This window comes from Rhodococcus sp. MALMAid1271 (assembly GCF_049195265.1).
Classification (GTDB): domain Bacteria; phylum Actinomycetota; class Actinomycetes; order Mycobacteriales; family Mycobacteriaceae; genus Rhodococcoides.
Genome location: NZ_JBMIRQ010000049.1, coordinates 37,948 through 61,944, shown reverse-complemented (window position 1 = coordinate 61,944; position 23,997 = coordinate 37,948). Strand labels below are relative to the sequence as shown.

Genomic DNA, 23,997 nt, shown 5'->3' with positions numbered 1-23,997 from the left:
GGTGCCGGGGCCGGTGCGATGTGCTGCTCGGCGGTCATCCGAGACCGTGATCGGCCGACCGCGATATCGCCGCAGTGTGTGTCGGGGCCGGTGCGGTGTACAGCGTCGGCGATGCAGCCCGCGCAGCGCTGGGTGCGCGTGTGGGCGGGGGAGTGACCAACCCGCGCGGACGCGTCGACGCACGCTCGACATCGACCGCGTTCGACACCGATACCGGCACGGACACAGCCGCCGTGTTGTCGGCGCGCGCGGCCGGCGTCGACCGCGCTTGGAGTTCCTCGAGGTCGGCTGCGAGGGCGGTGATGTATTCCGCGTCGGCCACCGGATCGAGGACGGACAGGTTCGCCCGCATCCGTTGGACCTCGGAGAACCGGTCGACGGCGACGCGGTCGGTGTCCGAGACATCGGCTTCGTGGGTCACGCGCAGCACGGTGTCGTTGCGCATCGGTTCGACGGTGCCGCTGAGTTCGGCCGCGAGCTGCTCGGCGATGCGGTGCGCGTTCTCGGGGATGTACGCGCCGACCTCGGTGCGCGAGTTCGGGATCGGGCCCGGACGGGTGGAATACACCTCCACGTCCAGAACCGCGACAGCGTCGGGACCGTCGACAGCAGAGTCGGGCAACGGCGGCGAGGCGTCGACAACAGCGGCGACGGCTGCGGTGACATCCCTCGGTGCCGGGATGACGGTGCGCAGCACACCGTTCTTGTAGTCCGGGAGCGCGGTCAGCTCGGCGGCGAGTTCGCCGGGAGTGCCGATGAACTCGACATCGCGGCGAGAGGTTCCCTCGCCGACTGCGTCGATAACCACGGAGACGATGTCGACCTCGCGGGTGTCCGAGAGTGCTGAGGCTTGGGTGAGTGCGAACTGTGCAGCGGAACGAGAGGTGTAGAACGCGCCGCGGAAATGCACGAAGCCGGGGTCGCCGTGCTGATCGAGGGAGGCTACTTCGACGTTGAATTCGGGCTGGCTCATGGCAAGTGGTCCTTCGAGGGTGTGGGTGTGCGCCCCTACGCGAGACGATGTGTCGAGCGTGCGAGGGACACGGAGATCCGCGACCGGTGCCGGTGCGCGGGCAGTGCGCAGGGCAGTGGTGTCAGGACGCGGGGGCAGTCGAGGACTGCGGTTCGGTCGAGGCGTCGGGTGCCGACGAGGTGGCGACGTCGTCGGGTTGTCGGTCGGGGCCGGCAGTGTTCTCGGCACCGACTCGGCGGCGCGGCGTAGCGCGGCCTGTGGTGCGCTTCGCCGATCCCTTGGATGCCTTCTTGCCGACCGGTGTCGGTGCAGTCAGTCCACTCTCGGTGAGTTCGGCTGCTGTCCAGCCCGCGTCGATGGCGTCCTTGTAGGCAGCGGCGTGTTCGGTGGCGGCGCGATCGGCCGCGCGAGATGCCTCGGCGACTTTCTCGCGTGCGGCGGCGGATGCCTGGGCGGCGTCGAAGAGTGACTCGATGTATTTGGTGCGGTTCTCGATCGCGGCGCGTGCGCGGGCGATGACGGTGTCTTTGTCGACCGTGGGTGAGATGGACATCAGAAGTGAGGGCCTTCCAGTTTCGGTGCGCGGATATCCCCACCGGACAGGCACCGATCGCTCACAGAGCTGTACAGGCGCACAGTGCGGAGAACGCAGTGCGTCGTGAATCGGTACGGGTGGGGCGCGCTCGAACGTGACCCTCATCGACGCTCGAACTTGATGCAGAGCCTAATGCAGATCGGTACGCCCCGCCAGGATCCTCACCCCGGCGGTCGATCTCGGTTCACGGCGGGCGAGGTGTTCGTGTCGGTGCTCGATGGCACTGTGCCGACCATGACCGACGACGACGCCGCCACACCGCAGCCTCTCGTGCGAGTGCGGGAGGTGCTTGACGGCGATGTCCCCAATGGGACGCACGTCGTCGTGCACGGCATCCTCGAGGAAGTCACGGTGAAGACGAATCAGCAGACAGGTCAGTGGGCGATGGGGCGTCTCGTCGACGGAAACGACTCGATCGACTTCTGGATGTTCCCGCGCGCGTTCGCCCGCACCGGCCGATCGAGCGTCGATTCGGTCGGCCCGATCGCTGCGACCGCATGCGTGTCTGGCCCGCCGAAGCGCACCGCCCTGATCATCAACAGCATGGAGCGCGTCGAACCCCACCCGGAACCCGACATCGACACCACTGCTGTCTGACACGATCGACCGCTATGAGCGTCACTCTTCCATCGCCCCTGATCGTCGACAACGACGACAACGCAGTCGATCTGCTGCGGCAGTACTACGGCGGCACCTACCTCGATACCGGGTGCTACACCGGCGCGTACTTCGACAGTTGGGCACCGCAGAACCGCGCCGCCGACAGCAACCGGTTCACTGCCGACGATCTCGTCGCCATCACCTTCCTGTCAGTCAACGTCAAGCCGAGCGCGGCACGTGAACTGCTCGTCACCCGCGCCGCACGGTTCGCCGAGTTGCTCGACGCTATCGGTCCGGATCGCGACCTCGCCGACGAAGCGGACGGGCTCACACCCGACGCGCCGATCCTGCTGCTGGAGGACGAACTGCGAGGCGTGACCGATGTCGGCCGCACCATCGCAACGAAGTTGATGGCCCGCAAACGCCCCCGCCTGGTGCCGATCTACGACGTGGTCGTCGGGCGCGTGCTGAATACGGTGATGGTGCACCGTGATCCCATCCGGGAAGCGCTGCGCGCGGACGGAGGTGCGCTGCACAGTCGACTGCTGAGAATCAGAGCGGCCGCAGCGTTGCCCGACGACATCAGTGCGCTCCGCGTCCTCGACGTCATCAGTTGGATGCACGGCAAATCGAACTAGATCAGTAGGGGACGGAAATTCGCCACGGAGACGTCAACTCGATGCTGTGCACGCGTGCACGGCGACGTCGTGTCGGTGGGATGCGTTTCCCCCCTGCGCAGTCGGCCCGCGACGCGTTGCACACGGCCCGCACCGCCGCCGTTGCAGCGATCGCACATCGCCCCGGCAAGGTGACTGCGACATCGTGTGCAGATGGGCGATATCGGTCAGTGGTAGTCGTTGTCGTACTGGTTGCGGTAGTACCCGCGACGGGCCCTGCGGTCATCGACTCCGCTGGCACCGCCGAGCGCGAACATGGGAACCATGAACAGCATCACCGCGATGAACGCGCCGATTACCGCGATGAACGCGCCGAACACGACAGCGAGAACGATGAGGTACGCGCCCACACCGACGACGGTGAGAATGTTCGCCACGAAACCCTTCCATCCGGGGTCGTTCTCACCGAGGTACCGCACGTACCAGATCAGGAAGCCGGCACCGGCGACAGCGAGGAGGGGGAGCGGTCCGACGTCTTCGGTGAAGAGAGAAGAGAGCGTCATCTCGTAAGTCCTTTTCGTTGAGGACTGCTCTCACCGGTGCGGTGCAGCGGCCCGAAGCCTTGATGGAGCTATCTCTACCGGTCGCCACCGACATGTGTCGGTGGCGTTCGTTTCAGAACAGCGTCGGTGGTGCTTGGGCGTCGAAGCTGTGGCCCGCGAACGCGGCCCGCAGTCTCGGTTCGTCGTAGCCGTCCTTGAGTGCGTCGCGGATCGCAACGGCGCGCCCGTACCGTCCGCGTGGATCCCCGCCTGCCGGTGTCGGTCCGATGTGCCGGCCGACGGCAACAGCGTGCGCGAGGTTCGCCGACTGGGTGCCGCGCTTGAGGTGACCGTCGGCAACCCGCACGCACAATGTCTCGTCACAGTCGTGCTCACCGACGATCCCGTCACCGAGGTCGCCGTATTCGAGCAGAAGAGCGAATCGGTGCGCAGACAACGTGCGTGGTGCGTCGCCGTCGGTGAAGGTAAATCTGCCGTAGCCGTCCGGAAAACTCACCGACCCCCTGAAAAAATGGCAGCTCGGAGTTTTGACCACCTTCGCCCAGAACCTCGCCACGGTCTTCCCGGTCAACGGCTGCTGCAACGGTCGCCACACCCGGCGAACCGGCTGCGGTGTTGCAGCGTCGGTGTCGTCGCCGAACAACGCCAGTTGCATCACCGCGGCGGTCATCGGCTACCCCTGACTCGTCGCGGGATCGGCGTCCGGGATGTTGTCGCCGGTCGCGGGTTTGCTCGTCGTTGCATCGCCTGTCGACGTCGAGTCACCCGGCTCGTTCAAGGCCGATCCATCACGCGATTCTGCGTTTGCATCCGAGTCGGAGTCCGAGGTGTCGTCGCCGGTGTCCGCGCTCGCCGACGGCGCTGCGGTGTCGGCGAGCAGTGCCAGAAGTTTGCGAGCTTCGCCGGTCGTAATCCCCGCGAGTGTCGCAGCGGCGCTGAGTGTTCCTTCCCGGCCCCTGATGTCGTCGAGCGCGCGGGCCATCGCCAGCCGGGCCGCGTCGATCTGCTCAGCGGCCGCGAAGTAGTCCGTCAACGAGCCCATGTTCTTCTCGTCGCGCGCCTTGCGGTCGGCGACGACTTTTTGCTGCGCCGCACGCGCCCGAGCACGCGCAGTCATCCGGGCCTGAGTCGACGCCATGCCGCACACCCTAACCCCGAACACCCTCGAATTCACAGATCCTGACACAACCTCCCCCCACATCACCGATCCACCACCACCGAAACCCCAGTTCACCGACCCGATCCCACCCGTCACCATTTACCTCTCGGAAGCCAACATCGACCCACACACCTCATGCACTATGGAGCTACGCGTGTTTTCGCTGGTACAGTCCGCGTTTGTGATGGGTCTGCACAAGCTGACCGCTGGGGACGGGTACGAGTACCTGACCCGGCAGGTTGCGGTTGCCGATTCCACCGAGCGTGGGGCCTCTTCGTTGGCCGATTACTACTCCGAAAAAGGGGAGTCACCGGGCCGTTGGGCTGGGGCGGGCCTCGCTGGTCTGGGGTCGGTCACGGCCGGCCAGCAGGTGTCCGAGGCGCAGATGAAGGCCTTGTTCGGTGAAGGTCTGCACCCGAACGCGGACTTGATATTCGAGTTGGCGCTCGCGCAAGGCGCGTCTCAGGCGGACGCTGCCCGGTCGGCGAAATTGGGTCGGGCGTTCAAGATCAATTCGGGAGCGACCGCGTATCGGGTGGCGTGCGCGGAGGCATTCGTTGTGCACAATCTCGCACGCTGGCAGAAGTGGAACGCCTCGATCGACGACGCCGACCGCGCGCGGATCCGCACCGATGTCGGATCGAAGATGTTCGCGAAGGAGTACGGCCGCGCGCCGGCGGACGAGCGGGAACTGTCGGGGTGGGTGGCGAAGGTCGGCCGGCAGAAGACCACCGCTGTAGCTGGTTTCGACTTGACGTTCACACCGGTGAAGTCGGTGTCGGCATTGTGGGCGGTCGCACCGCGCGAGGTCTCGTTACAGATCGAAGCTGCACACGAGTCCGCGATCGCCGCCGCGGTGACGTACCTGGAGAAGCACGCGTGCTTCACCCGCGTCGGGACCGGGGGAGTGGCGCAGGTCGACGGCAACGGTTTGATCGCCGCACAGTTCACCCACCGCGATTCACGCGCCGGGGATCCGAACCTGCACACCCACGTCGCGATCAGCAACAAGGTCGCCGCCACGATGCCCGACGGCACGATCAAGTGGCTCGCACTCGACGGGGCCGCGTTGTACCGCAACAACGTTCCCGCCTCCGAGGTGTACAACACCGTTCTCGAAGCGCAGTTGCGTGAACGCATCGGCGTTCGGTTCACCGAGCGAGCGTCGGCCGATCGGAGCAAGCGTCCGGTCCGCGAGATCGACGGTATGGACACTCGTCTCGCCGAGCGGTGGTCCTCGCGCAGCGCCGCGATCAAGCTCCGCACCGCCGAACTCGCGCGCACCTTCCAGGCCGACCACGGGCGCGAACCGACCGCCATCGAAGCGATCTCTCTCGCCCAGCAAGCGACGTTGGAAACCCGCGCCGCCAAACACGAACCGGTCTCGCACGCCGACCAACGCAGCGGCTGGCGAGCCGAAGCGATCGAGATCCTCGGCTCACAGAAGGCGTTGTCGAAACTGGTCTCCTCGATCACCGCGCACACCGCCGCCGAAGCGGCGACGGACTTCGATCAGGCCTGGGTGCGCGAGACCGCAGAACGCTCACTCGACATCGTCTCGCGGAAGCGATCTCGGTTCCTGCGGCACAACATTCGCGCCGAGGTCGTGCGGCAAGTACGCACTTTCGACCCGCCGGCCGAGCGCATCGACGCACTTGTCGAGGCGGTCACCGACCTCGCGTGTGGGGAGGAGTTGTCGATCGACCTCTCCGGTGCCGCCGACACCGACCCCGCTGCCGATATCGCCCCGGATGTGATGCGCCGACGCGACGGTGCCGATGTGCACACCCGCCACGAATCGCAGTTGCTCACCACCGCAGCAGTACTCGATGCCGAAGCGCGCATCGTCGCCCTCGCCGGACGCACCGACGGTATTGCGATCGACGACAAGCATGTCGAGATTGCGTTGCTCGAATCCGCAGCGAACGGTCTCGACCTCAACGCCGGGCAGCGGTCGCTGGTGCGCGCGATGGCGACCTCGGGAGCGAAAGTGCAGCTCGCACTCGCCCCCGCAGGTACCGGCAAGACCGCGTCGATGAAAGCACTGACGACCGCGTGGCAGAACGCCGCCGGCCGCGTGGTCGGGTTCGCGCCGACCGCTGCCGCCGCCGCAGTCCTGCGTCAAGATATCTTGACGACTACCGACACGTTGGCGAAGTTCGTCGACATCACCCAACGCTTGCGCGAGGGCCGGTCGGTGAAAGTTCCGCAGTGGTACACCGACATCGGCGAGGACACTCTCGTCATCGTCGACGAAGCGGGCATGACCGGCACCCTCGATCTCGACGAAGCAATCACTGCACTCGTCGAGCGCGGTGCAACGGTGCGGTTGATCGGTGACGATCAACAGCTCGCCTCCGTCGCCTCCGGTGGCGTGCTCCGCGATATCCACGACCGCATCGGTGCGTTGTCTCTCTCGCAGGTCGTCCGGTTCCGCGACCCGGCCGAAGGTGCCGCGTCGCTGGCGTTGCGTGACGGCGACGAGGCCGCGATCGGGTTCTACATCGACCACGGACGAGTCCACGTCGGGTCGATTGCGACGGTCACCGACGACGCCTACACCGCGTGGGCGGCCGATCATGCGGCCGGCATGGACGCGCTCATGCTCGCCCCGACCCGCGAGCTCGTCGCCGAACTCAACACCCGCGCCCGCACCGACCGCCTCGCCGCCACCGGCAAGCGTGTCGGCCGCGAAGCCGTCCTCGCCGACGGGCTCATGGCCAGCGCCGGGGACACCGTCCGCACCCGCTCGAACGACCGCTATAACACCTTGTCCAAGACTGACTGGGTCCGCAACGGTGACCGCTGGATCGTCGAGAAGGTCGGACGGGACGGCTCGCTCCAGGTCCGGCATATCGAACTCGGACGCACCGTCACCCTCGACGCCGACTACGTCCAGTCCGCCACCGAACTCGGCTATGCCGGAACCGTGCACTCCGCGCAGGGCTCGACCGCCGACACCTGCCACGTCGTGGCCACCGGCGACGAAACCCGCCAGCTCGCCTACGTCGGACTCACCCGCGGCAAGCAAGCCAACCACCTGTACTTGGCGACCGCGTCGGACGGCGACCTGCACACCGCGATGACCGAACGCGGAATGCTTCCCCCGACCGCGGTCGACGACCTCCGCGAGATTCTGCGGCGCGACGGCGCACAGGTCTCGGCGCACTCCACTCTCGCCGAAGCCGACGATCCGCACCTCAATCTCTCGCCGGCTGCGCGGGCCTACGACTACTCGGTGGCCACCGGCTCCGAAGTGCACCTCGGGCCGGAGGTGATGGCCGCGATCGACGTTGCCGCCGAAGAAGAGGCGCCGGGTCTGACCGACGAGCCCGCGTGGCCGACCCTGCGCGGACACTTGGCGATCCTCGGTGCACACGGACGCGATCCCGTCGAGGCCCTGCGCAGTGCTGTCCGTTCGCGCGAGCTCGATACCGCCCTCGACCGGGCCGCGGTTCTCGACTGGCGTCTGGACCCGAGCGGCAAGCATTCCTCCGCCTCCGGGCCGCTGCCGTGGCTACCTACCATCCCGACAGCGGTACACGATCTGCCCGAGTGGGGTGCTTACCTCGACGCCCGCGAGGAACTGGTGACGGCGCACTGCGCACGCATCGCCGCCGACGTCGCCACGTGGACACCGACGACTGCACCGGTGTGGGCGCGCCCGCTGCTCACCGACGAACCCGACCTCGAACTGCTCACCGATCTCGCGGTGTTCCGCGCCGCACACGACGTCGACCCGGCCGATCGGCGTCCGACCGGACCCGAGCAGCTCGCCGCCGCATCGGTGAAAGCGCAACGCAGCCTCGACCGCCGCGCCGCCGAAATGATCGAGACCGGAAACGATGCCGTCGCCCGGTGGCGTCCGTTCGTCGACGAACTCGACACCCACATCGCCCGCGACCCGTACTTCCCGATCCTCGCCGACCGACTCTCCGCTGCCGCCCGCGCCGGAATCGACGTCCACACCCTCGTCCGTGACTCCCTCGCTTCCTCACCGCTGCCCGACGAGCTGCCCGCTGCGGCACTGTGGTGGCGACTGTCCGGTGAACTGTCCGTCGCCGCCCTCGACGCCGACGGCGACGGCGCGGTCCTCGAACCGTCCTGGGCACCGGCGCTGACCGAACTGCTCGGCTACACCGCCGCCGTCCGCGTCATGTCGGATCCGGCATGGCCCTCGCTCGTCGCGACCGTCGACGCCGCCGACCCGAGCCTGTGGACACCGGGACAGTTGCTCGGAACCGCGTACGAGTTCCTGCACGGAGGAATCGACCCGGTCGATCACGGTGTCACCCTGCCCGCCCACGAACTCGCCACCGCCCTGACATGGCGAGCCGAGATGCTGGTCCGCGAGAACCACCTCGCCCGCACCTACACACCACCCACCGTCGAACCACTGTCAGTCGAGGACGAAGAAGCCCTCGCCCCACTCGACGAGACGATCGGCGATACCACCGCCGACGTGCTGCCGCCCGAGTTCGCCGATCCGGACAACCTCCCGACACCGGTCAACGCACCCACAGCAGCAGTCGACGCAGCCGCGCCGACAATCCCGCTGGGCAATGACGCCGACTACCTCGCCTCCCTCGCCTCCCTCGCCTCCCTCGACGCCCCCGTCGACTACGACCAAGCGCCACCACCGGAGTACGACAGCGGGTACGACGAGTACACCGGTGCCGACGTCGTCGAGTCCGGTGCAGATGATGCTGAAGCCGACGTGTGGGATGTGCTGCGCTCGCAGATCGAGACGATCGAGCTGCCGTACCCGACGGTCACCACCGACGAACGAGTCCGACTGCTCACCGCAGATCTCGACGAGGCGACGACCAAGTATCGGGAGCTACGGGGTCAGATTTCCGACGGAAGCAGCCCCGCACAGTTCCATGCCCGCACGATGCTCGCCGAGCTGCAGAAGCGAGCCGACCGGCAACGCCCCGCCCGCATCGCGATGCTCGATACCCGCCAGGAGTGGACCGATCGCGAGTTCGAGGCCGAAGCGCTCTGGCATCACATCGACACCGTCATCCGGCCCGCAGTCGCCGCCGACGTCGCGGCCGCCGGGGACGACGACGATGCCCGCGCCCTCGCTCAGCGCGGTCTCGACTGGGAGATCTGGCGCGCCCGATTCGTCGACGACACCGCGACCGCCGCCCGCGCCCGCGCACACGACGCCGCCGCCGAATACGAGCGCGTCACCGACGCCGACGGAGGAGAAGTCACCGCCGTCGACGTCACCACCGCACGCCTGGCAGCCGAGAGCGTCGACCTTGCAACCCTCGCCGACCTCAAGGCCGACGTCGACCGCACCGAAGCGATGCTGTGGCGGGCCGAACAGGCAGCGAAGCGTGCCGCGATGACCAGCAGCCCGGCACAGATACAGGCCGTGGGCGAGGCCATCGACGCACTCGAAGCCGACACCGCCGTCGAGCAGCTCGAATCGACGCAGACTCAGCCGGAGATACCTGTCGAAGGCGAGCGAACCGTCCAGCCAGTGCCCGATCCGCAGCCGGTGCTCTCGCCGGCCGACGCCGCTCTGCTGGCGAAGATGGAGCAGGACCCGATCCGGCTCGTCCCGGACGCGGAACTGACAGCGTTCATCGACCGCGCCGGACGCGGACGTACCGAACCGACCGTGGTGGCCGACACCGAAAAGCTGTACGCCCGACTCGACGAGCAAACTGCAGCGATCGCCGCGGCCCGTGAACTCGCTAGCGAACTACGCCGGATCACCGCGCAACACGAGACTGCACGCGCTGAACGCGCCTCACTCACCGAGCAACTGTCGACCGCGAAGCGGCGCGAGCGCAAGACCCTCGAACCCGCCGTCGACGACGCACGCCTACGTCAAGAACGCCTTGAACGTCAGCTCCGCGATACTCAACGCGCCGCGCGCGACGCCGCCGGACGTGTCCAGGCTGAGGCCAGTCAATGGCCCGCGATAGTTGAGCGCGCCGCCGACCCGGACCGCCGCACCGCCGACCTCGCCGCCGCCGCTGTCTTCGACACTGCCATCGCCGAACGAGGTCGACGCCTCCGTGCAGTGACGATGGCCAGCGACCGGCACGCCGCCGAACAACGCATCCGCGAGTCTTCCGGGAACGCTGGAGCGGTCGAGACGCTGCCGATCGACGGGCTCACCGACATACACGCGCCCGCTGTCGAGTCCACTGATTCCAAGACGCAGCAGAACATTGCACGCCTGCTGGCAGATGCGCCAGGACCTGGACGGACCCACGGCGCTCAGGAGGCTCGGAATCCGTCCGTCCAGACCGATCCCGCGACGGAGCAGCGCCGGATCGACCACGATCACGGGCTGTAGCCCCATCAACAGGGGTGCAATGTTCGGATCACAGTGGGGTGCTCGTGCTCTGTGCTATCGCCGAGATCTTCGATAGTGCGTTGAGTGCAACCACGTCGGAATCCTGTGTTCGGAGGCCGAAGTGATCGTGAAGACGCACGCCAGCCTTGTAGTAGACAAGGCCCGCTGTGAGCATATTCTGTGCCATCTTGGGCAGAGAGATGCTGGCCGATACAGTTTGCACTCCCTCGATGCTCGGACCGGTTTGGGTCATGTTCGTCAGAGCTGCCGAGTTTGGATTTGCGTGTACCACAGCCGAATACCACTTGTAGGCGAAACGCCCGAAGGTCTGTTCGTCTTCAGGATCGTCGACAATTGCTTGAGCGATAGCCGTTTCGCTGGGCACCCTAAGCCCCAGGCGGTGTCTAACACCGCCCCAGCGCAGCTTGTCGATACGAAAGTCCACACCCAGTACCTCAGCCGCTTCTCCAATATTCGAGATCTGCTTGCTCAGATTCTCGGTGTACACACTGTTGGAGTCGGCAAGCTCAGCCCTTTGGTCCAGAGTGTCCAATTCGACGGCGAGACGGCGGCGAATTCTCTCGCCCACGTCGATGTCTGGATCCATCAGCCAGTACGCCATTCCGCACGCGCTCAAAACCGTGCGTCCGAGTGAGACTGGGCTGTAGATGACGGAGTTGTCGCCGCCGACAAGTATCCCAGCGCCACGAAGATGATCCTCGGCTCGGAAGAAGTACCCAACCGCTTCGTGATAGGCGTTGATGAGCGGCTGGCGAGACCAGACACCGGTGAATCGTCGTTCGGCTTGATGTTCGGTCCAGGCACGGCTTCTGGGCCGGAATGGCGGACTGCTATCCATTCCGTACTCATCGTCGCGGAAGGCGCTGGCGATCACTTGCAGTTGTTGGCCCAAGAACTCGAACGATGTCATGGATGGACCCCTGTTCCAGTGGATACGGTGCACCGCGCATGGCAACTGTGCATCGGGCTCCGTTTCGCGAGTGTGGGCCGCAGCCGGCTGGTCCGACCCTCCTTATGGGCCTTTGGTCGGCCACTTGGGCTCGGTAAGTAGAGCGCTGTCGAGCACCCGATAGATCTTTCTGTTTCTTCTGAACTGCATCGTTCCACCCTCAACACGGCTTTCGGCGGTGATCAGGCCGTGGTCGACCAGCTGCTGAGTGCCTCGCGTCCACGTATCAGCAGCGAAGCAGTATTCGTCTCGTTGATCACCGGTGAAGAACCTCGGTTTTGCTGTCCCGACGTCGTCTTTGCCCTGGCCGTCCAGAATCGCGAGGTATATCGCCAGCTCTACCCCGGTGAGGGCTGCAATCCAGTGACTCGTCCATAGATCCAGTGGAACCGTGACGTAGCCACTGGCGGGTTTCACGTATTCCTTTCCGTCCAAGCTTTGACTGAGCAACGTGAACCCGGGGGGGCGTCCTCGTGCTCGATCGACGTCCAGATATTTGTGCGTGTCGAGCCAGGTAAATGCGTCGGAAATCCGACGCGCTCCGGACTTGCTCGGTGCGGGCAGGCTCAACGCCTCCGCCCACCGTGCTGCCGGGCTGGGGCGGCTGTACTCGAAGGGTGGGGCCGCGGCGATGAGGCACGCGGTCAGATACAGCTTGAGCCGCACCTCTCCTCCACGCCCGCCTCTGATGAGGCGGGCAAGAGGGGGCGGAGATCCTTGTCGAAGAAACGCGTGCGGCAACTGCAACCCTTTGGAACGCCGTGACGTCTCCACCAGAAACGTCATCGCGGTTCGAGCCTCGGCAGTCGGAGCCGACTGTGCGACCAACAGATACCTCCAGGAAGAAGTCAATGAAGTGCTACACGTTTGTGCAGGAGCAACCAGCCATACGGTGCTCCCCGGTGCTCGGTAAGAGGTCCTAGTGCTTCGTTTAATACCACACCTATAAGAGCGCGACGTAACTCCTGCGCAAGCGTAATGCATCCCCTGTGATAATACCATGTAGCTTCGCCAGAAACGTTAAGTAGAGGTCGCCGCAACGTGTATCTGGCATACTTGACCGTGCGTATTTGCCCAGGCAGAGTCACTGTTGAAGGTTCTTGAGCGTGAGGTAACGACCCCGAAACGCAAAGGACCCCCGAGAGCATTAGCTCCCGGGGGTTACCTTCATTGTTTTCGCAAGGTATCAAGCCCTCGCCTCTGAAGCGAACATAGCAAAGGGAGATCCCGTGGTCCAGCCCGTGTCGTTGGCAGTTCTCGCGCATCACATAGGCGAACCGCGGTTCGAGACGTACCGAGAGCTCGCCCTCAACCACAATTTCGATGCAGTGCGACTCTATCGCTGGAATCTGGAGATGAGCGGCGCTCTCCATGAGGCACTAGGGCTCGCTGAAGTGTTTCTTCGGAACGCGATCGACCGCGAGCTGAGAGTGTGGAACGCTGCGCAGCCTCCTCGGCGCGGCTCCCCGGCGTACAACGCCGAGTGGGTGAAGAACCCGGCCGGACCCCTGTGGGCACTTCTCAACCCACCGACGCGGAGTGCGAGTTCAAATCGATTCTCTACCTACGAGGATGCGCGCAAACGAGCACAGAAGGACCTCACGGAACGGCCTCTCGGGCACCGGAGGTACGGACACCCCGTCGATCATGACGACCTCGTGGCGCACATGACCTTCGGCACGTGGAAGAAGCTCCTGGCGAAGAGGGACTACAAAGCGCCCTCGGGTATCGGGCCGTCCGGTCAGCGACGCCTGTGGAATGAAGCAATCGTGGGTGCGTTCCCTCACCATCAATCGCCGGCGGTCATCTACTACTGGGTCGACCGGCTGCATTCCCTACGGAACCGCGTCGCACACGCCGAGCCGCTGTGTGAGGCAGACGTGATGAGTTACCACCGCACAATCGTGCGGCTGTTGCGGGCAATGGATCCCTCGCTCGGTCAATGGTTCAGTGGAATCAGCCGTATCCCGGAGGTGTCGCGCCGACGCCCGATGTGAAAGCACTTGGCTGCACCATGTCGGATAGAAAAGACCTAGAAACCGTCAAGATATGTTGACGGCTTGTAGGTCGGCGCGTAGCAGGATTCGTCGACTAGTTCAGTGATCAGGGCCGATATCGTGGCCCGTGTCGGGTCCGCGTTCGGGCCCTGCTTCAGGAGTTTCGTTGTCGGCCCCCTTCCATCGCTTAGCAGTTCCGGGGTTGTCGTCCACAGCTCGAAGGAAGTTTCCGGGGCGGGTCGATGAATCGCCCGATCCCAGCTGTCCGTCCGCGACCGCACTCTGCGCGGCGGCAAGCTGAGCAGCAATAGCCTTGTCGTGCATCATCGCTCGTACATCGTCGGCGCTACCCATTCCGAGGTCTTCGACGAGTGCGGGGGTGGGGTTGAGCATGAGCGACCACTTCGGCTCGCGGCCTTTCGCTGCGGCGCGTTCGGCCCGTGCAGCATCTCGGGCGAGGGCTTCGGGGCTGGTCTCGGCCTCCTTGATCTCGCGTCGCAGACGAGCGACTTCGTTCGAGAGGTCTTTGAGCTGCACTGCTTTCGGGAAGTCCGAGAGCTCGATCAGGTCGAGGTCGTCGAGGCGTTGCTCGTCTCGATCGAGGGAGCGTTCGGCCTTGGCCAGGTCGGTGTCGACGGTGTACGCCATGTTCTCCACGCGCGTGAGCAGCCCAAAGGCGTGCTGGCTGCGGTCACTGTCCCCGATCTTCGGGTGCAGGTCGCGGGCTTCGATCACTTTCGTCGACGACCCGAGTCCGGAGAACGACAGATACAGCGCACTGTCTTGGGCAGGACGCGACGCCTCGATCGGGAATCCGCTCATCTCCGCGATCATCACCGTCTTGGTCAATCCTTCGCCTTTGAGCGAGTGATAAGTTCCCTGCAACGCTATGGCCATCGCATTCGCGGCATCGCTGCGGTTGTCGTAGAACACCCCGCGGATGGTCATGCCGGGCCACTGGTCGACCTCGCGCCTGCCTTTGAGGATCGGTGCTGCCTCGGTCAATTGGGCAACCCGCTGACGCGCGCGGGGTACTTCGCGGCGCAGCCGGTCGCGGTCACGCTCGATCGAACGTTGCTCGGCGAAATGCGAATCTGCTTCGGACTGGAGCTCCTGGAGCTGGGAGTCGAGTTCGATCTGCTGAATGTACCGATCGTCGCCGGTGGCGAGGGCTTTGGTCATGGCCGAGTTCTCGGCGAGCGAGTCGCTGTCGAGGTCGACCACGCGCCGCATGGAGCGGTCCGCTTTCTTGAGCTGCTCGATGAAATGCGCCTTGCGGTGCACGGTCTGCCACATCACGGTGTCGAAGGTCTTCTCGGCGACGTAGTTGAACACCTTCACATGCGCGTTCTGGTTGCCCTGCCGGATGATTCGGCCCTCACGCTGTTCGAGGTCGGCCGGTCGCCACGGCACGTCGACGTGATGCAGTGCGATCGCCCGGTCCTGGATGTTGGTGCCCGTGCCCATCTTTTCGGTGGACCCGAACACCACCGATACCTTTCCGGTGCGGCACATCTCGAACAGGCGGGCCTTCTCCGACGGCTTCGGGTAGTCGTGGACGTAGGCGATCTGTGCGGGCTCCATTCCGCCGGCGAGCAACTCTTCGCGGATCCCGTCGTAGATCGACCACGACCCGTCGGCTTTCGGGGTGGAGCGGTCGCAGAACACGATCTGCAACGCACCCGGGCTCGGGTGGGGTGCACCGGAGGCATCGAGGTAGGTGTTCTCGCTGGAGTCGTTGTGCACGTCCAGGATTCGCTGCGCGACGATGTGCGCACGTGAATGCTCCGGTGGTGCCGGATCGAGGTGCGCGACCCTGGGGTCGAGGGTGGCGTTGCGACCGTCGTTGGCGACCTTGAGCGCGTTGTCGATATCCGGCCGTTTGGCGTCGGCATGGTCGGCGCGAAAGCCCAGGTCGGCGATGAAGTCCTGCACTTCCAGCGCCGGGGTGAACGTGACGTCGGTGTTGCGGCCACCGTCCTTGACCGGCAGGTTCGCCGGCACCTGATCGCGGGTGACGGCGTCGGTGTAGACGCTGGTCATGCCGATCAGATCGCCGACGTTGGTGAACTCACCGACCCGGGTCACTGCCCGCAGTCTCGAGCCGGACGAGTTCAGCTCGACCCGCTCGACGGTGTCGGTGAATGTTGCTCCCCAGTCGTTGATCTGGGCGACCCCGGCGTCCTCGAGGAGATCGGGTCGTAGGTAGTGCTGCATCACCCACAGCTCGGCGAGGGAGTTCGCGACGGGGGTGCCGGTGGCGAACGTGGCCACGCGTTCGACGTACTCCTCCGGCGGGATGCCTTTGGTGATCGCTTCCTCGCGGCGCATCGACCGCAGATAGTTCAGTTTCAGATCGAGGTCGGTGGCGCGGTGCGAGCCTTCGTTGGCGAGTTCGGTGACCCCGGAGGCGCGGGCGAGGTTCTTGAATTCGTGGGCTTCGTCGATGAAGAGGTAGTCGCAGCCCGATGCTTCGAACGTGAGCCCGAGATCCTTCCCAGCCTGTTCCAGCGCGGTTTCGAGCTTCTCCTCGAGCTTGGCTTTCATCGCCTCGAGACGTTTGCCGGTCTGGATGCTCTCGACGTTGTCGAGCTCGGCGGCGATGGTCTCAACCTGGGTACGGATGTATTCGGCTTTCGTGCCGGGATCGACGCCGATCGAGGAGAACGCCGATCGCGGCACGATGACCATGTCCCAGTCCTGTGAGGCCGACTGTGCGACGAGCAATCGGCGCCCTTCGGCGTCGGTGGCCGCCGATCCGGACAGGATCCGTGCGCCGGGATACCACTGGCCCGCTTCGCGGACGACCTGGTCGATGATGTGGTTGGGCACCACCACCCACGGCTTGTTCGCCAACCCGAGGCGCTTGAGCTCCATCGCGCCCATCAAGATGGTGCCGGTCTTGCCGGCCCCGACGACGTGATCGAGCAGCACCGTCGGCTCAGAGACGATCCGGGCGGCGGCGTCGCGTTGGTACGGGTACGGCGAGTACTTCTCCCCGAGACCGGGAAAAGACATGTGCGCTCCCGAATGCACGGGTGCGACAAGGGAGTTGAACTTGTCGTTGTAGATGTCGAGGAGCTGTTCACAGCGCACCTCGTCGGCGTGCAATGCCCACTGCCCGAACTCCTGCGCCAGTCGTCGCGCCTTGGACTGAGCGGCGCGGGTCGCAGCATCGTGTACCGCCGGTGCGCCCGCGCTGTCGCGGAACTCTTTCGAGCTGGTGATCTCGATCGGGTCGCTGTTGAGCAGATCGGTGAGCATCGCGGGCCATTCGTAGTCCCCGGCGCGCATACCGGCGTTGCCGATACCGCGGTCTTCGGCCGGGCGGTGCTCGAAGTTGTACTTCGTCGACCACGCACCCCGTTTGGGCACCAGACCCCACTTGAGATTCTGCGCGCCCGAGTCCGCGTAGTGCCCGACCGTGACCGACCATCGTCCCGATGCCCGCTCGATGGTCACCGGAACATCTGCCGGTACCTCGAAGGTCTCGCGCACGAACTGGACGTAGGTCGGGGTCGGCACCCACGTAGCACCGAGGGCGACGTCGGGGTCGGTCTTACGCGGAGGAATGACGGCGGTCAGGGCGTCGACGTTGGCTTGGTAGCGGGGATCGAGCGCGGCGATCTCTTCGGCGTCGGCGAGCTTGGTGCGGACATTGCCCGACAAATAGTTCGAGGCCGATACCCAGCGGGTCGGATCGGTCAACGTACGGAAGGCGCGTCCCTCCATCTGACTTTCGGCCTGCTCGACCGTGGTCCCGAGCAGCTCGGCGATACGCCCGACGTCCAGACGCGCGTGCTCGTCGAGGCTGATGGCCATTGCCTCGTCGACGGTATCGGCGTGGTTGCGCAGCTCACGCGAGTGCAGGACGTCGGTGTGGAAGATCGCCGCCTTGCGGGCGGTCATGGTCTCCTCGTCGAAATGCTCGAGGGAGAGCACTGCGGCGAACGTCGGGTCGGTGCGGATAGCTCGGCCGAGGTGGCTCTGCAGCTTGGTGGGCTGTCGTGGGTTGATCCAGGCATCGTCGGACAGCCGGGCGTAGACGTCTTCGGGAACCTCTCCGGCAAAGGGGTCGCCGGCAACCCCTTCGTCCTTACGCCACGTCTCGATCAGTTTCGCGAGAGCGGCATCGTGCTGCGATTCGGTGAGGTCCTTGGGTATTGACATCTTGAACCGGTTGATCGGGCCGTAGCGGGCAACGTAGGCGTCGTACTGCTCACCCAGGATCTCCCGCAGCGCTTGCCGTTGACTGGGGTCGGTGGGGCCTCGTTGCGCGTCGATCAAGGCGTGGGTGGTGTCGCGCAGCGCAAGCAGCTCGCCCCATTCGGCGACCTGTTTGGCTCCACGAGTGTTCACCGGCTCCCAATCCCGCGAGTTCCAGCGTTCGATGGTCTCCATCTGCGCGTCGTGCCGCAGCGTTCCCACCGCGAGCTCGTCCTGGGCCGGGCCGTTCCCGATCGCGAGGAGCCCGCGCTCGAAGTCTTCCCGAGTCGGCCCGAGGGTGTCGCGCCAGGACGCGGTGAGCCCGAGCCCGTCGGTCTTCGCGACATCGACGATCGCGGTGAGCCGATCCTCGACCAGGGAAGCGAGGTCGACGTCGCTGTCGGTCGCGGCGACGGACAGAGTCTCGTTGCCGTACATGCCGTGCCCGACCCGCAGCTCACCGAGCACCCATTCCGGGTGATCGGTGTAGACGGCGTTGATCGGTACGCCCTTGTCCTCGCCGGCATCGTCGAGCGCGGTCGCGTTCTCGAGCTGCAGGAACCGCTCGGTCAACGGTGCGGGCTTCGCCCCGTCTGCGCGGCGACGCAACACGAGAATGTCGGTGACGACCTCCGTCCCGGCGACACGTCGGAACGCGTTGGACGGCAACCTCACTGCGCCGACGAGGTCGCCGAGGGCGGCGATGTCGCGGCGGGCTCGCTGGTTCTGAGCGTCGAGGGTGTAGCGGGAGGTCAGGACGGTGACGTATCCGCCGGGTGCAGTCATCGCCAACGATTTGACGATGAAATGGTTGTGGATCGAGTGCTTGGCTTGGTTGTGAACCGGGTCGTAGAGCCGATAGTCCCCGAACGGGACGTTGCCGATCGCCGCGGTGAACGAGGACGCCGGCGCGGTGGTCTTCTCGAATCCTTCGCCGCGGATCTGCGCCGACGGATTCAGCGCCGCGGCGATCGCGGCAGTGGTGGCATCGAGCTCCACCCCGACCATCTGCGCCGACCCCGGGGCGTGGGCGATGAATGTGCCTGACCCGCAACCCGGTTCGAGGACACGGCCGCCGGTGAACCCGGCCCGGATCGTCGCCTTCCACATCGCGGCGGCAATAGCGGGGTCGGTGTAGTGGGCGTTGAGGATGGTGCGCTGTGCCTGAGCCCAGCCGGTGTCGTCGAGCAGCGTGCGTAGTTGCTCGCGTTCGGCGGTCCAATCGTCGCGTCGCGGGTCGAAGACCTGCGGGGTCGCGCCCCAGCTCGACCAGCGAGCCAGGACCGCTTGCTCGTCGGCGGTGGCGTAGCGATCCTGCGCGGTGACGACGGCGAGGGTGCGCAGGGCGTCGATGTTCGCTGATACACGGGCTTTCGCTCCGGACGGCACCAGAATCTCGGTGCCGGGCCGGAAGTCGACGGGCTCGACATTCCACAATCGCTCGGCGACTGTCTGAGTGTCAGCCACCATCCCTTCGGTGGTGTCAGGGACCGCGGTAGTCGCCGTGGAGTAGGGGTTCGGTTCGACTGTGGGGGAGGCGGTTTCGACGCTGGGCGGGGGAGTGCCTTGCGCGGCCAGGAGTTGGTCGACGCGGCGACCGTCGACGGCGATCAGGTGCCGACTCTGGTTGCCGTAGCTGATCGCGGCGGCGTGATCGTCGGGCCCGAGAGTTTTCTGGTTCTCTTCGGGAATCAACGACACATCGCCTGCGCGGCGCAGCTCCATCAGTGTGTCGGTGACCTGCTCGGCGGTCAGTGTCCCGTCGAGGTCGGCGCGGATCCGCGCCAGCCGCACATAGGCTTCGTCCTCGCGCGCCAGCCGACCGTAGGCGTCGCGCACCAGCTCGACCGGGGACGGCGGTAGCACCGCGGCGTCGACGGCGGTGTCCGCGACGACCTCTGGTGCGCGCTGCAATTGCGGCACCGGTGGGGAAGCGTCGGCCTCGGCGATCAGAACGTCGGGATCGACTGGTGTGGGCAGCGGTGTGCCGCCGACATCGACGGCAGTCGGGTCGATCGGCGCTGCACCGTCGGCGTCGAACGAGAACAGATCGAGCTGGGCGTCGGACTCGCTGCGCCGGGTTACTTTCCGCTTGCCGTGTGCTCGGCCACCCGCTCGTCGAGCTGGCTCGTGAACGTGGGAAACAGTGGGTGCTCGGTCGACGTCGGGTAGGGCTCGTTGTCCTCGATCCGTGCCGCGATCAGATGCGCTGCGTAGTACCGGAACCTCATTGGTTGCTCCGCCCACAACAGGTCCGTCAGCTGGTTCGCTTCCTTGTCCGGGTCCGCGCAGTTCAGTGGGTTGCGCCACCGCTCCGGATCGCTCCGGTGCACCTGGATCCGTGCCCGATCCCGCTCGGCTTCGGCTTCCGGGCTCTCCTGATCCGGCGGGTAGGCCTCCATGTCCTCCGGGAGCTGGTTGTAGATCTCCTCGTTGATCACGAAGTCCGTCGCCTGCGCCCAGGCTTGGTTGATCAACCCGACCTGCTCCATGTACGGGGCCGGCTGCCCGTTCTCCCGGATGTAGCGTTGCAGCACTTGCTGTTCCATGTAGATCTTCATGTTGTCGATCCGCTCCGCGATCCGCTCGCTCTCGCTCTCGAGGAACGCCTGTTGATCGGACGGGCTCAACTCCGGCGGCAGCCCCTGGTGCTCGAGATACAGCTTCATTACTTCCTGCGTCATCGGGTCGATCATGGATGTCACTGTCCTCTGTCTCGGCGAACAAATCGAGTTGGAAATCGTCGGAATCTTTGGCCACAGCGTGCGCTCCTGAAGTCGGGCGAGAGGTGTATGCGACCCGCGCAACCCGAGAGCGGGTGGGGGTCGTTAACGTCGTCGTCGGCTGGAGGCGCAATCTCCGGCCACAAGGAGCCCTGGTGGGTCATGCAGGACCCACCAGGGCTTCTGGCTGTTTCGGGTCAGGGGTTGTGTCAGGTTTTTCAGTCGTTGAGCTCGTCGAACCAGCCGGCCGGGGCCTGCGCCAGGTTCAGCCGTATCGGCGGTGTCTTCTGATGAGAGTCGCGGCTGCACAGGTACATCGGGCCATGCTCGGCATCGAGCATCGTGCGCAGTTGCGGGTCGGCGTGATGAACCCACCACCCCGACATCGCGGCCCCGTCATCCGCCGCGGATGCTGCCTCCCATGCCCTCCACAGCGCGTGCAGACGCACCACGACCTCGGGATGCTCGAACCAGCGTGGGCAGAACACCCGGTTCTTCCCGGCAGACGACGAGAGCTTGCGGGCGATGATTGCCGACAGCCACGTCTCGAACCAGGCATCGAAGCTCGGAAACTTCGTCGCCGCAGCCTTCTGTGAATCGGAATCGGAGTTGTCGGGATGGTCGTCGGGGAAGTTCTCGTCGGGGTGGAAGTCGTCGTCGGCGGTCACAGGAACGGCTCTTCATCGATCTCGCCCGTGGAGTCGAATGCTGCCCGCTCGACCTGGTGGTGAGTTTTGTCGGGGATTCCGTACAGAGCAAGCGATGCCTCGATCGCCTCGGCGTTGGGTCCGTTGGACCAGTCGATCTTCTGCACCAGCACGGGCCTGTTTCCGGAAATCTGCACCAGGGCACGGTCTTTCGGCATCGATGCCAGGTCGTCGACGGTCAGGATCGCTTCCTTCGACCAGGACTGCGACTTCGACGACGACCCGCTCTCGAGCATGCCGCCACTGCGGGAGGCCGACCAACGTTCCACGTCGTGGTCACCGACCAGAGCCGACAGATCGGCGAGTGTGGTCTTGTCCTTCAGCCCGCCGCCGTACCAGAAGAAGTTCGCGGCATCGAGGAGCTGCTTGACTCCGTCCTGACCCCACACCTTCTGAGCTTGAGAGAGGTTCTGCACGACCGTCATCACGCAGATGCCCTGCGAGCCGAGGTGGGAGTACCACGCCGGAAGCTCGGGGAGGCGGCACACGTTCGCGGCTTCGTCGAGGACACCGAGCATCGGTACCGGCAGTCGGCCGCGGGGACTCAACCGAGCAGTGCGTTGGGCGGCGTCGATGATCGATCCGATCAGCGCCGTGGTCAGTGCCGACGACGAGTCCGGTCCTTCCTTCGACAGTGCGTAGAGGGTGTCACGGCTGGTGACGAACTCCTCGACGACGAATTCGTCCATCGAATGCGGATACCGCACACCGCTGCCGATCTTGGTGTCCGGTGTGCGGTCGATAGAGAGATCGACGCGGTTGGGCGGCAGGACCGACATCGCGTAGGTGTTCTCTTCCAGTAACCCGATGAACCGGCGCGCCATGTCGTACAGGCCATCTCGCTGACGCGGGTTGAGCTCTCGTACCGACTTGAGGCGTAGCGCGACGATGTCGTGCCCTGCGGCTTGCAGCAGCTGTTGGGGGAGTTCGTTGTCCTCCTCGGACAGCCAGCCGTAGACGTGCAGCAGATCGCCACCACCGCAGGACGCGGCAAACATCATCTGCGCCAACAGCTCTTGCGCGCCACCGTCGAAGTAGGCATCGACACGGGCCGAATCGTCACGCGAGGCTGCAGCGAAGTAGGACGCGAGCTTGCGGGCCGCAACAATCGAGGTGACTCCGCGCAGTGGGTTCCACCAGAACCCATCGCCACCGGTGCGGGGGCCTTCGGCAATACCTTGCAGGTCGTAGCGCCATACCGTGCCGAGCCGCTCGCGTACCCCGCGAGTGAAGTCGTGCCCGTCTCGCTTGTTCGAGGTGAACAAGGCCGCGCCCGGTGCCGTGCACAGGGCATCGACTGCCAGTGCGCGGGTTTTGCCCATGCGAGGCCCGGCGAGTGCGAACAGCATGTCCTCCCACGACATGAACACTGTCCGATCACCCTGGACGGTGCGGCCGACGGTGACACCGATGTCGGCGTCGGTCAGGGTGTCTGCGCCTGCGAGATCCGGGCGCAGCATTCTCGCGCGGTCTCGGGCCTGCTTGCCGGTCACTCCGCTCAGTTTCGATGTCGACCCCATCAGGCGGGCCTTGGTATCGACGTCGTTCTTGCTGCCGCGTGATGCCTTGGCGGCCGCGCCGACGCCGGCGAGACCGGAGCCGATGATCACCACGATCACGAAGATCACCGTCGAGACGGTCGGCCACGTCAGCTTTCCGCCGGCGACCGAGAACAGCGCCCCGAACGGGTTGACGGGGATATCTTCACCTGTTTCTACGAATACGTGCCCGAGCCACAGTGAGCCGTAACCGAGCGCGATCAGCATGATCACCACCGAGACGGCGATCAGCGGGAACATCGAAGACGATGTCCCGGCTCCCTTGGAGGTCGGCTTCTTGGTCACCATGCGTCCACACCAGCCTCTGTGGCCTTGTCGACGCCGCGGTCGTTCTCGATGACGTTCGCGACCCGGTTGGTGATGTCGACGACCGAGTCCGACGAGCGATTTTGCCGGGGTGTGTCGAGCATCAGATCGACCAGACGGATCGGTTCGACGTCCGCTGCGGTGGAGGACACGTCGAGGGTGTGTTCGGCGATGTCGTCGAAGTCGAGGCCGTCGAGCTCGGCCGGTAACTCCAGGACGTCCAGTGACAGACCCGGACGGAGTACGGCGTCATCGACACCGTTGTCGACAAGCCGCTGCCTCCATGCATCCTCGTGCACTGCCGTGCGATCGGCTGTGGCATCGGCCCAGTCCTGTTGGACGGGGTCGGTGAAGGTCTGGCCGGCGATCATCTCGTGTGCGACACCGGTCGCGGCGAGATACGCCGCCGCCCGCACAAGTGAGACGTCAGTATCGAGCAGACCGGACGCGCGATTGTCACTGCGCGGCTCGTAGGAGTGCGACCGAGCGCGAAACTCCTCGCGTCGGGTGTGCGCCCGGTCGGGCAGGCTGCGGCGGCGTGCGGCAGCCAAAGCGGCGCGTCGGCCGCGTTCGTAGGCGGCAGCAGCGATCTGTGAGCGGCGCTGCAACTCGGCGGTCGAAACAGTGTCGTTGGTCATCGACGGTCACCACCGTCGAGAAGGTGTGTGGTTTCGGATGTGCTGGGCGGGATCGACATGGAGGG

16 protein-coding genes are annotated in these 23,997 nt (G+C 65.4%); 4 read left to right on the top strand and 12 right to left on the bottom strand.

The annotated features are described in order from the left end of the window. Positions 1 to 34: 34 nt before the first annotated feature. Complete coding sequence (locus tag ACOQFP_RS04385; RefSeq protein ID WP_421583589.1) at positions 35 to 973, bottom strand: methyltransferase; 939 nt, start codon at positions 971 to 973, stop codon at positions 35 to 37. A gap of 121 nt (positions 974 to 1,094) precedes the next feature. Continuing rightward, a complete protein-coding gene (locus ACOQFP_RS04380) occupies positions 1,095 to 1,526 on the bottom strand; it encodes a hypothetical protein (protein ID WP_421583587.1) in 432 nt (143 codons plus the stop codon). Between the two features lie 276 nt (positions 1,527 to 1,802). Between ACOQFP_RS04380 and ACOQFP_RS04375 the strand changes: the two genes are divergently transcribed. After that, positions 1,803 to 2,165: a hypothetical protein gene (locus ACOQFP_RS04375; RefSeq protein WP_421583586.1), complete on the top strand. Its 363-nt coding sequence runs from the start codon at positions 1,803 to 1,805 to the stop codon at positions 2,163 to 2,165. A 14-nt stretch (positions 2,166 to 2,179) separates the two neighbouring features. After that, positions 2,180 to 2,806: a DUF6308 family protein gene (locus ACOQFP_RS04370; RefSeq protein ID WP_421583584.1), complete on the top strand. Its 627-nt coding sequence runs from the start codon at positions 2,180 to 2,182 to the stop codon at positions 2,804 to 2,806. 206 nt (positions 2,807 to 3,012) lie between these two features. Here the strand turns inward: ACOQFP_RS04370 and ACOQFP_RS04365 are convergent, their stop codons facing one another. From ACOQFP_RS04365 to ACOQFP_RS04355, 3 genes are all read right to left on the bottom strand, one after another. Beyond that, positions 3,013 to 3,348, bottom strand: coding sequence for a hypothetical protein (locus ACOQFP_RS04365; RefSeq protein WP_421583583.1), 336 nt, complete (start codon positions 3,346 to 3,348; stop codon positions 3,013 to 3,015). A gap of 112 nt (positions 3,349 to 3,460) precedes the next feature. Continuing rightward, the gene (locus tag ACOQFP_RS04360) at positions 3,461 to 4,018 is read right to left on the bottom strand and encodes a hypothetical protein (protein ID WP_421583582.1); all 558 of its coding nucleotides are present in this window, start codon (positions 4,016 to 4,018) and stop codon (positions 3,461 to 3,463) included. Between the two features lie 3 nt (positions 4,019 to 4,021). Further along, positions 4,022 to 4,486 carry a hypothetical protein gene (locus ACOQFP_RS04355; protein ID WP_421583580.1) on the bottom strand — a complete coding sequence of 155 codons (465 nt, stop codon included), beginning with the start codon at positions 4,484 to 4,486 and terminating at the stop codon, positions 4,022 to 4,024. Between the two features lie 175 nt (positions 4,487 to 4,661). Between ACOQFP_RS04355 and mobF the strand changes: the two genes are divergently transcribed. Continuing rightward, positions 4,662 to 10,826 carry a MobF family relaxase gene (mobF, locus tag ACOQFP_RS04350; protein ID WP_421583579.1) on the top strand — a complete coding sequence of 2,055 codons (6,165 nt, stop codon included), beginning with the start codon at positions 4,662 to 4,664 and terminating at the stop codon, positions 10,824 to 10,826. Between the two features lie 28 nt (positions 10,827 to 10,854). Here mobF and ACOQFP_RS04345 read toward each other — a convergent pair whose 3' ends face one another. After that, positions 10,855 to 11,757, bottom strand: a complete 903-nt coding sequence (locus ACOQFP_RS04345; protein WP_421583578.1) for a hypothetical protein — start codon at positions 11,755 to 11,757, stop codon at positions 10,855 to 10,857. A 102-nt stretch (positions 11,758 to 11,859) separates the two neighbouring features. Beyond that, on the bottom strand, positions 11,860 to 12,462 hold the full coding sequence (locus tag ACOQFP_RS04340; RefSeq protein WP_421583577.1) for a hypothetical protein: 603 nt from the start codon (positions 12,460 to 12,462) through the stop codon (positions 11,860 to 11,862). Positions 12,463 to 13,025: 563 nt separating this feature from the next. Between ACOQFP_RS04340 and ACOQFP_RS04335 the strand changes: the two genes are divergently transcribed. Further along, positions 13,026 to 13,793 (top strand): hypothetical protein, encoded by a 768-nt coding sequence (locus ACOQFP_RS04335; protein WP_421583576.1) that lies wholly within the window; start codon positions 13,026 to 13,028, stop codon positions 13,791 to 13,793. 99 nt (positions 13,794 to 13,892) lie between these two features. On the opposite strand, the gene ACOQFP_RS04330 is transcribed toward ACOQFP_RS04335, so the two are convergent. The 5 genes from ACOQFP_RS04330 to ACOQFP_RS04310 form a co-directional block, all read right to left on the bottom strand. After that, a complete protein-coding gene (locus ACOQFP_RS04330; protein WP_421583636.1) occupies positions 13,893 to 19,922 on the bottom strand; it encodes a helicase-related protein in 6,030 nt (2,009 codons plus the stop codon). A 158-nt stretch (positions 19,923 to 20,080) separates the two neighbouring features. Beyond that, positions 20,081 to 20,683, bottom strand: a complete 603-nt coding sequence (locus tag ACOQFP_RS04325; protein WP_421583575.1) for a hypothetical protein — start codon at positions 20,681 to 20,683, stop codon at positions 20,081 to 20,083. Positions 20,684 to 20,940: 257 nt separating this feature from the next. Next, positions 20,941 to 21,390: a DUF4913 domain-containing protein gene (locus ACOQFP_RS04320; protein WP_421583573.1), complete on the bottom strand. Its 450-nt coding sequence runs from the start codon at positions 21,388 to 21,390 to the stop codon at positions 20,941 to 20,943. Further along, positions 21,387 to 23,276: a type IV secretory system conjugative DNA transfer family protein gene (locus tag ACOQFP_RS04315; RefSeq protein ID WP_421583572.1), complete on the bottom strand. Its 1,890-nt coding sequence runs from the start codon at positions 23,274 to 23,276 to the stop codon at positions 21,387 to 21,389. The genes ACOQFP_RS04320 and ACOQFP_RS04315 overlap by 4 nt, the downstream gene beginning before the upstream one ends. After that, positions 23,270 to 23,932 carry a TraI DNA relaxase gene (locus ACOQFP_RS04310; protein ID WP_421583570.1) on the bottom strand — a complete coding sequence of 221 codons (663 nt, stop codon included), beginning with the start codon at positions 23,930 to 23,932 and terminating at the stop codon, positions 23,270 to 23,272. The genes ACOQFP_RS04315 and ACOQFP_RS04310 overlap by 7 nt, the downstream gene beginning before the upstream one ends. Between the last annotated feature and the right edge of the window lie 65 nt (positions 23,933 to 23,997).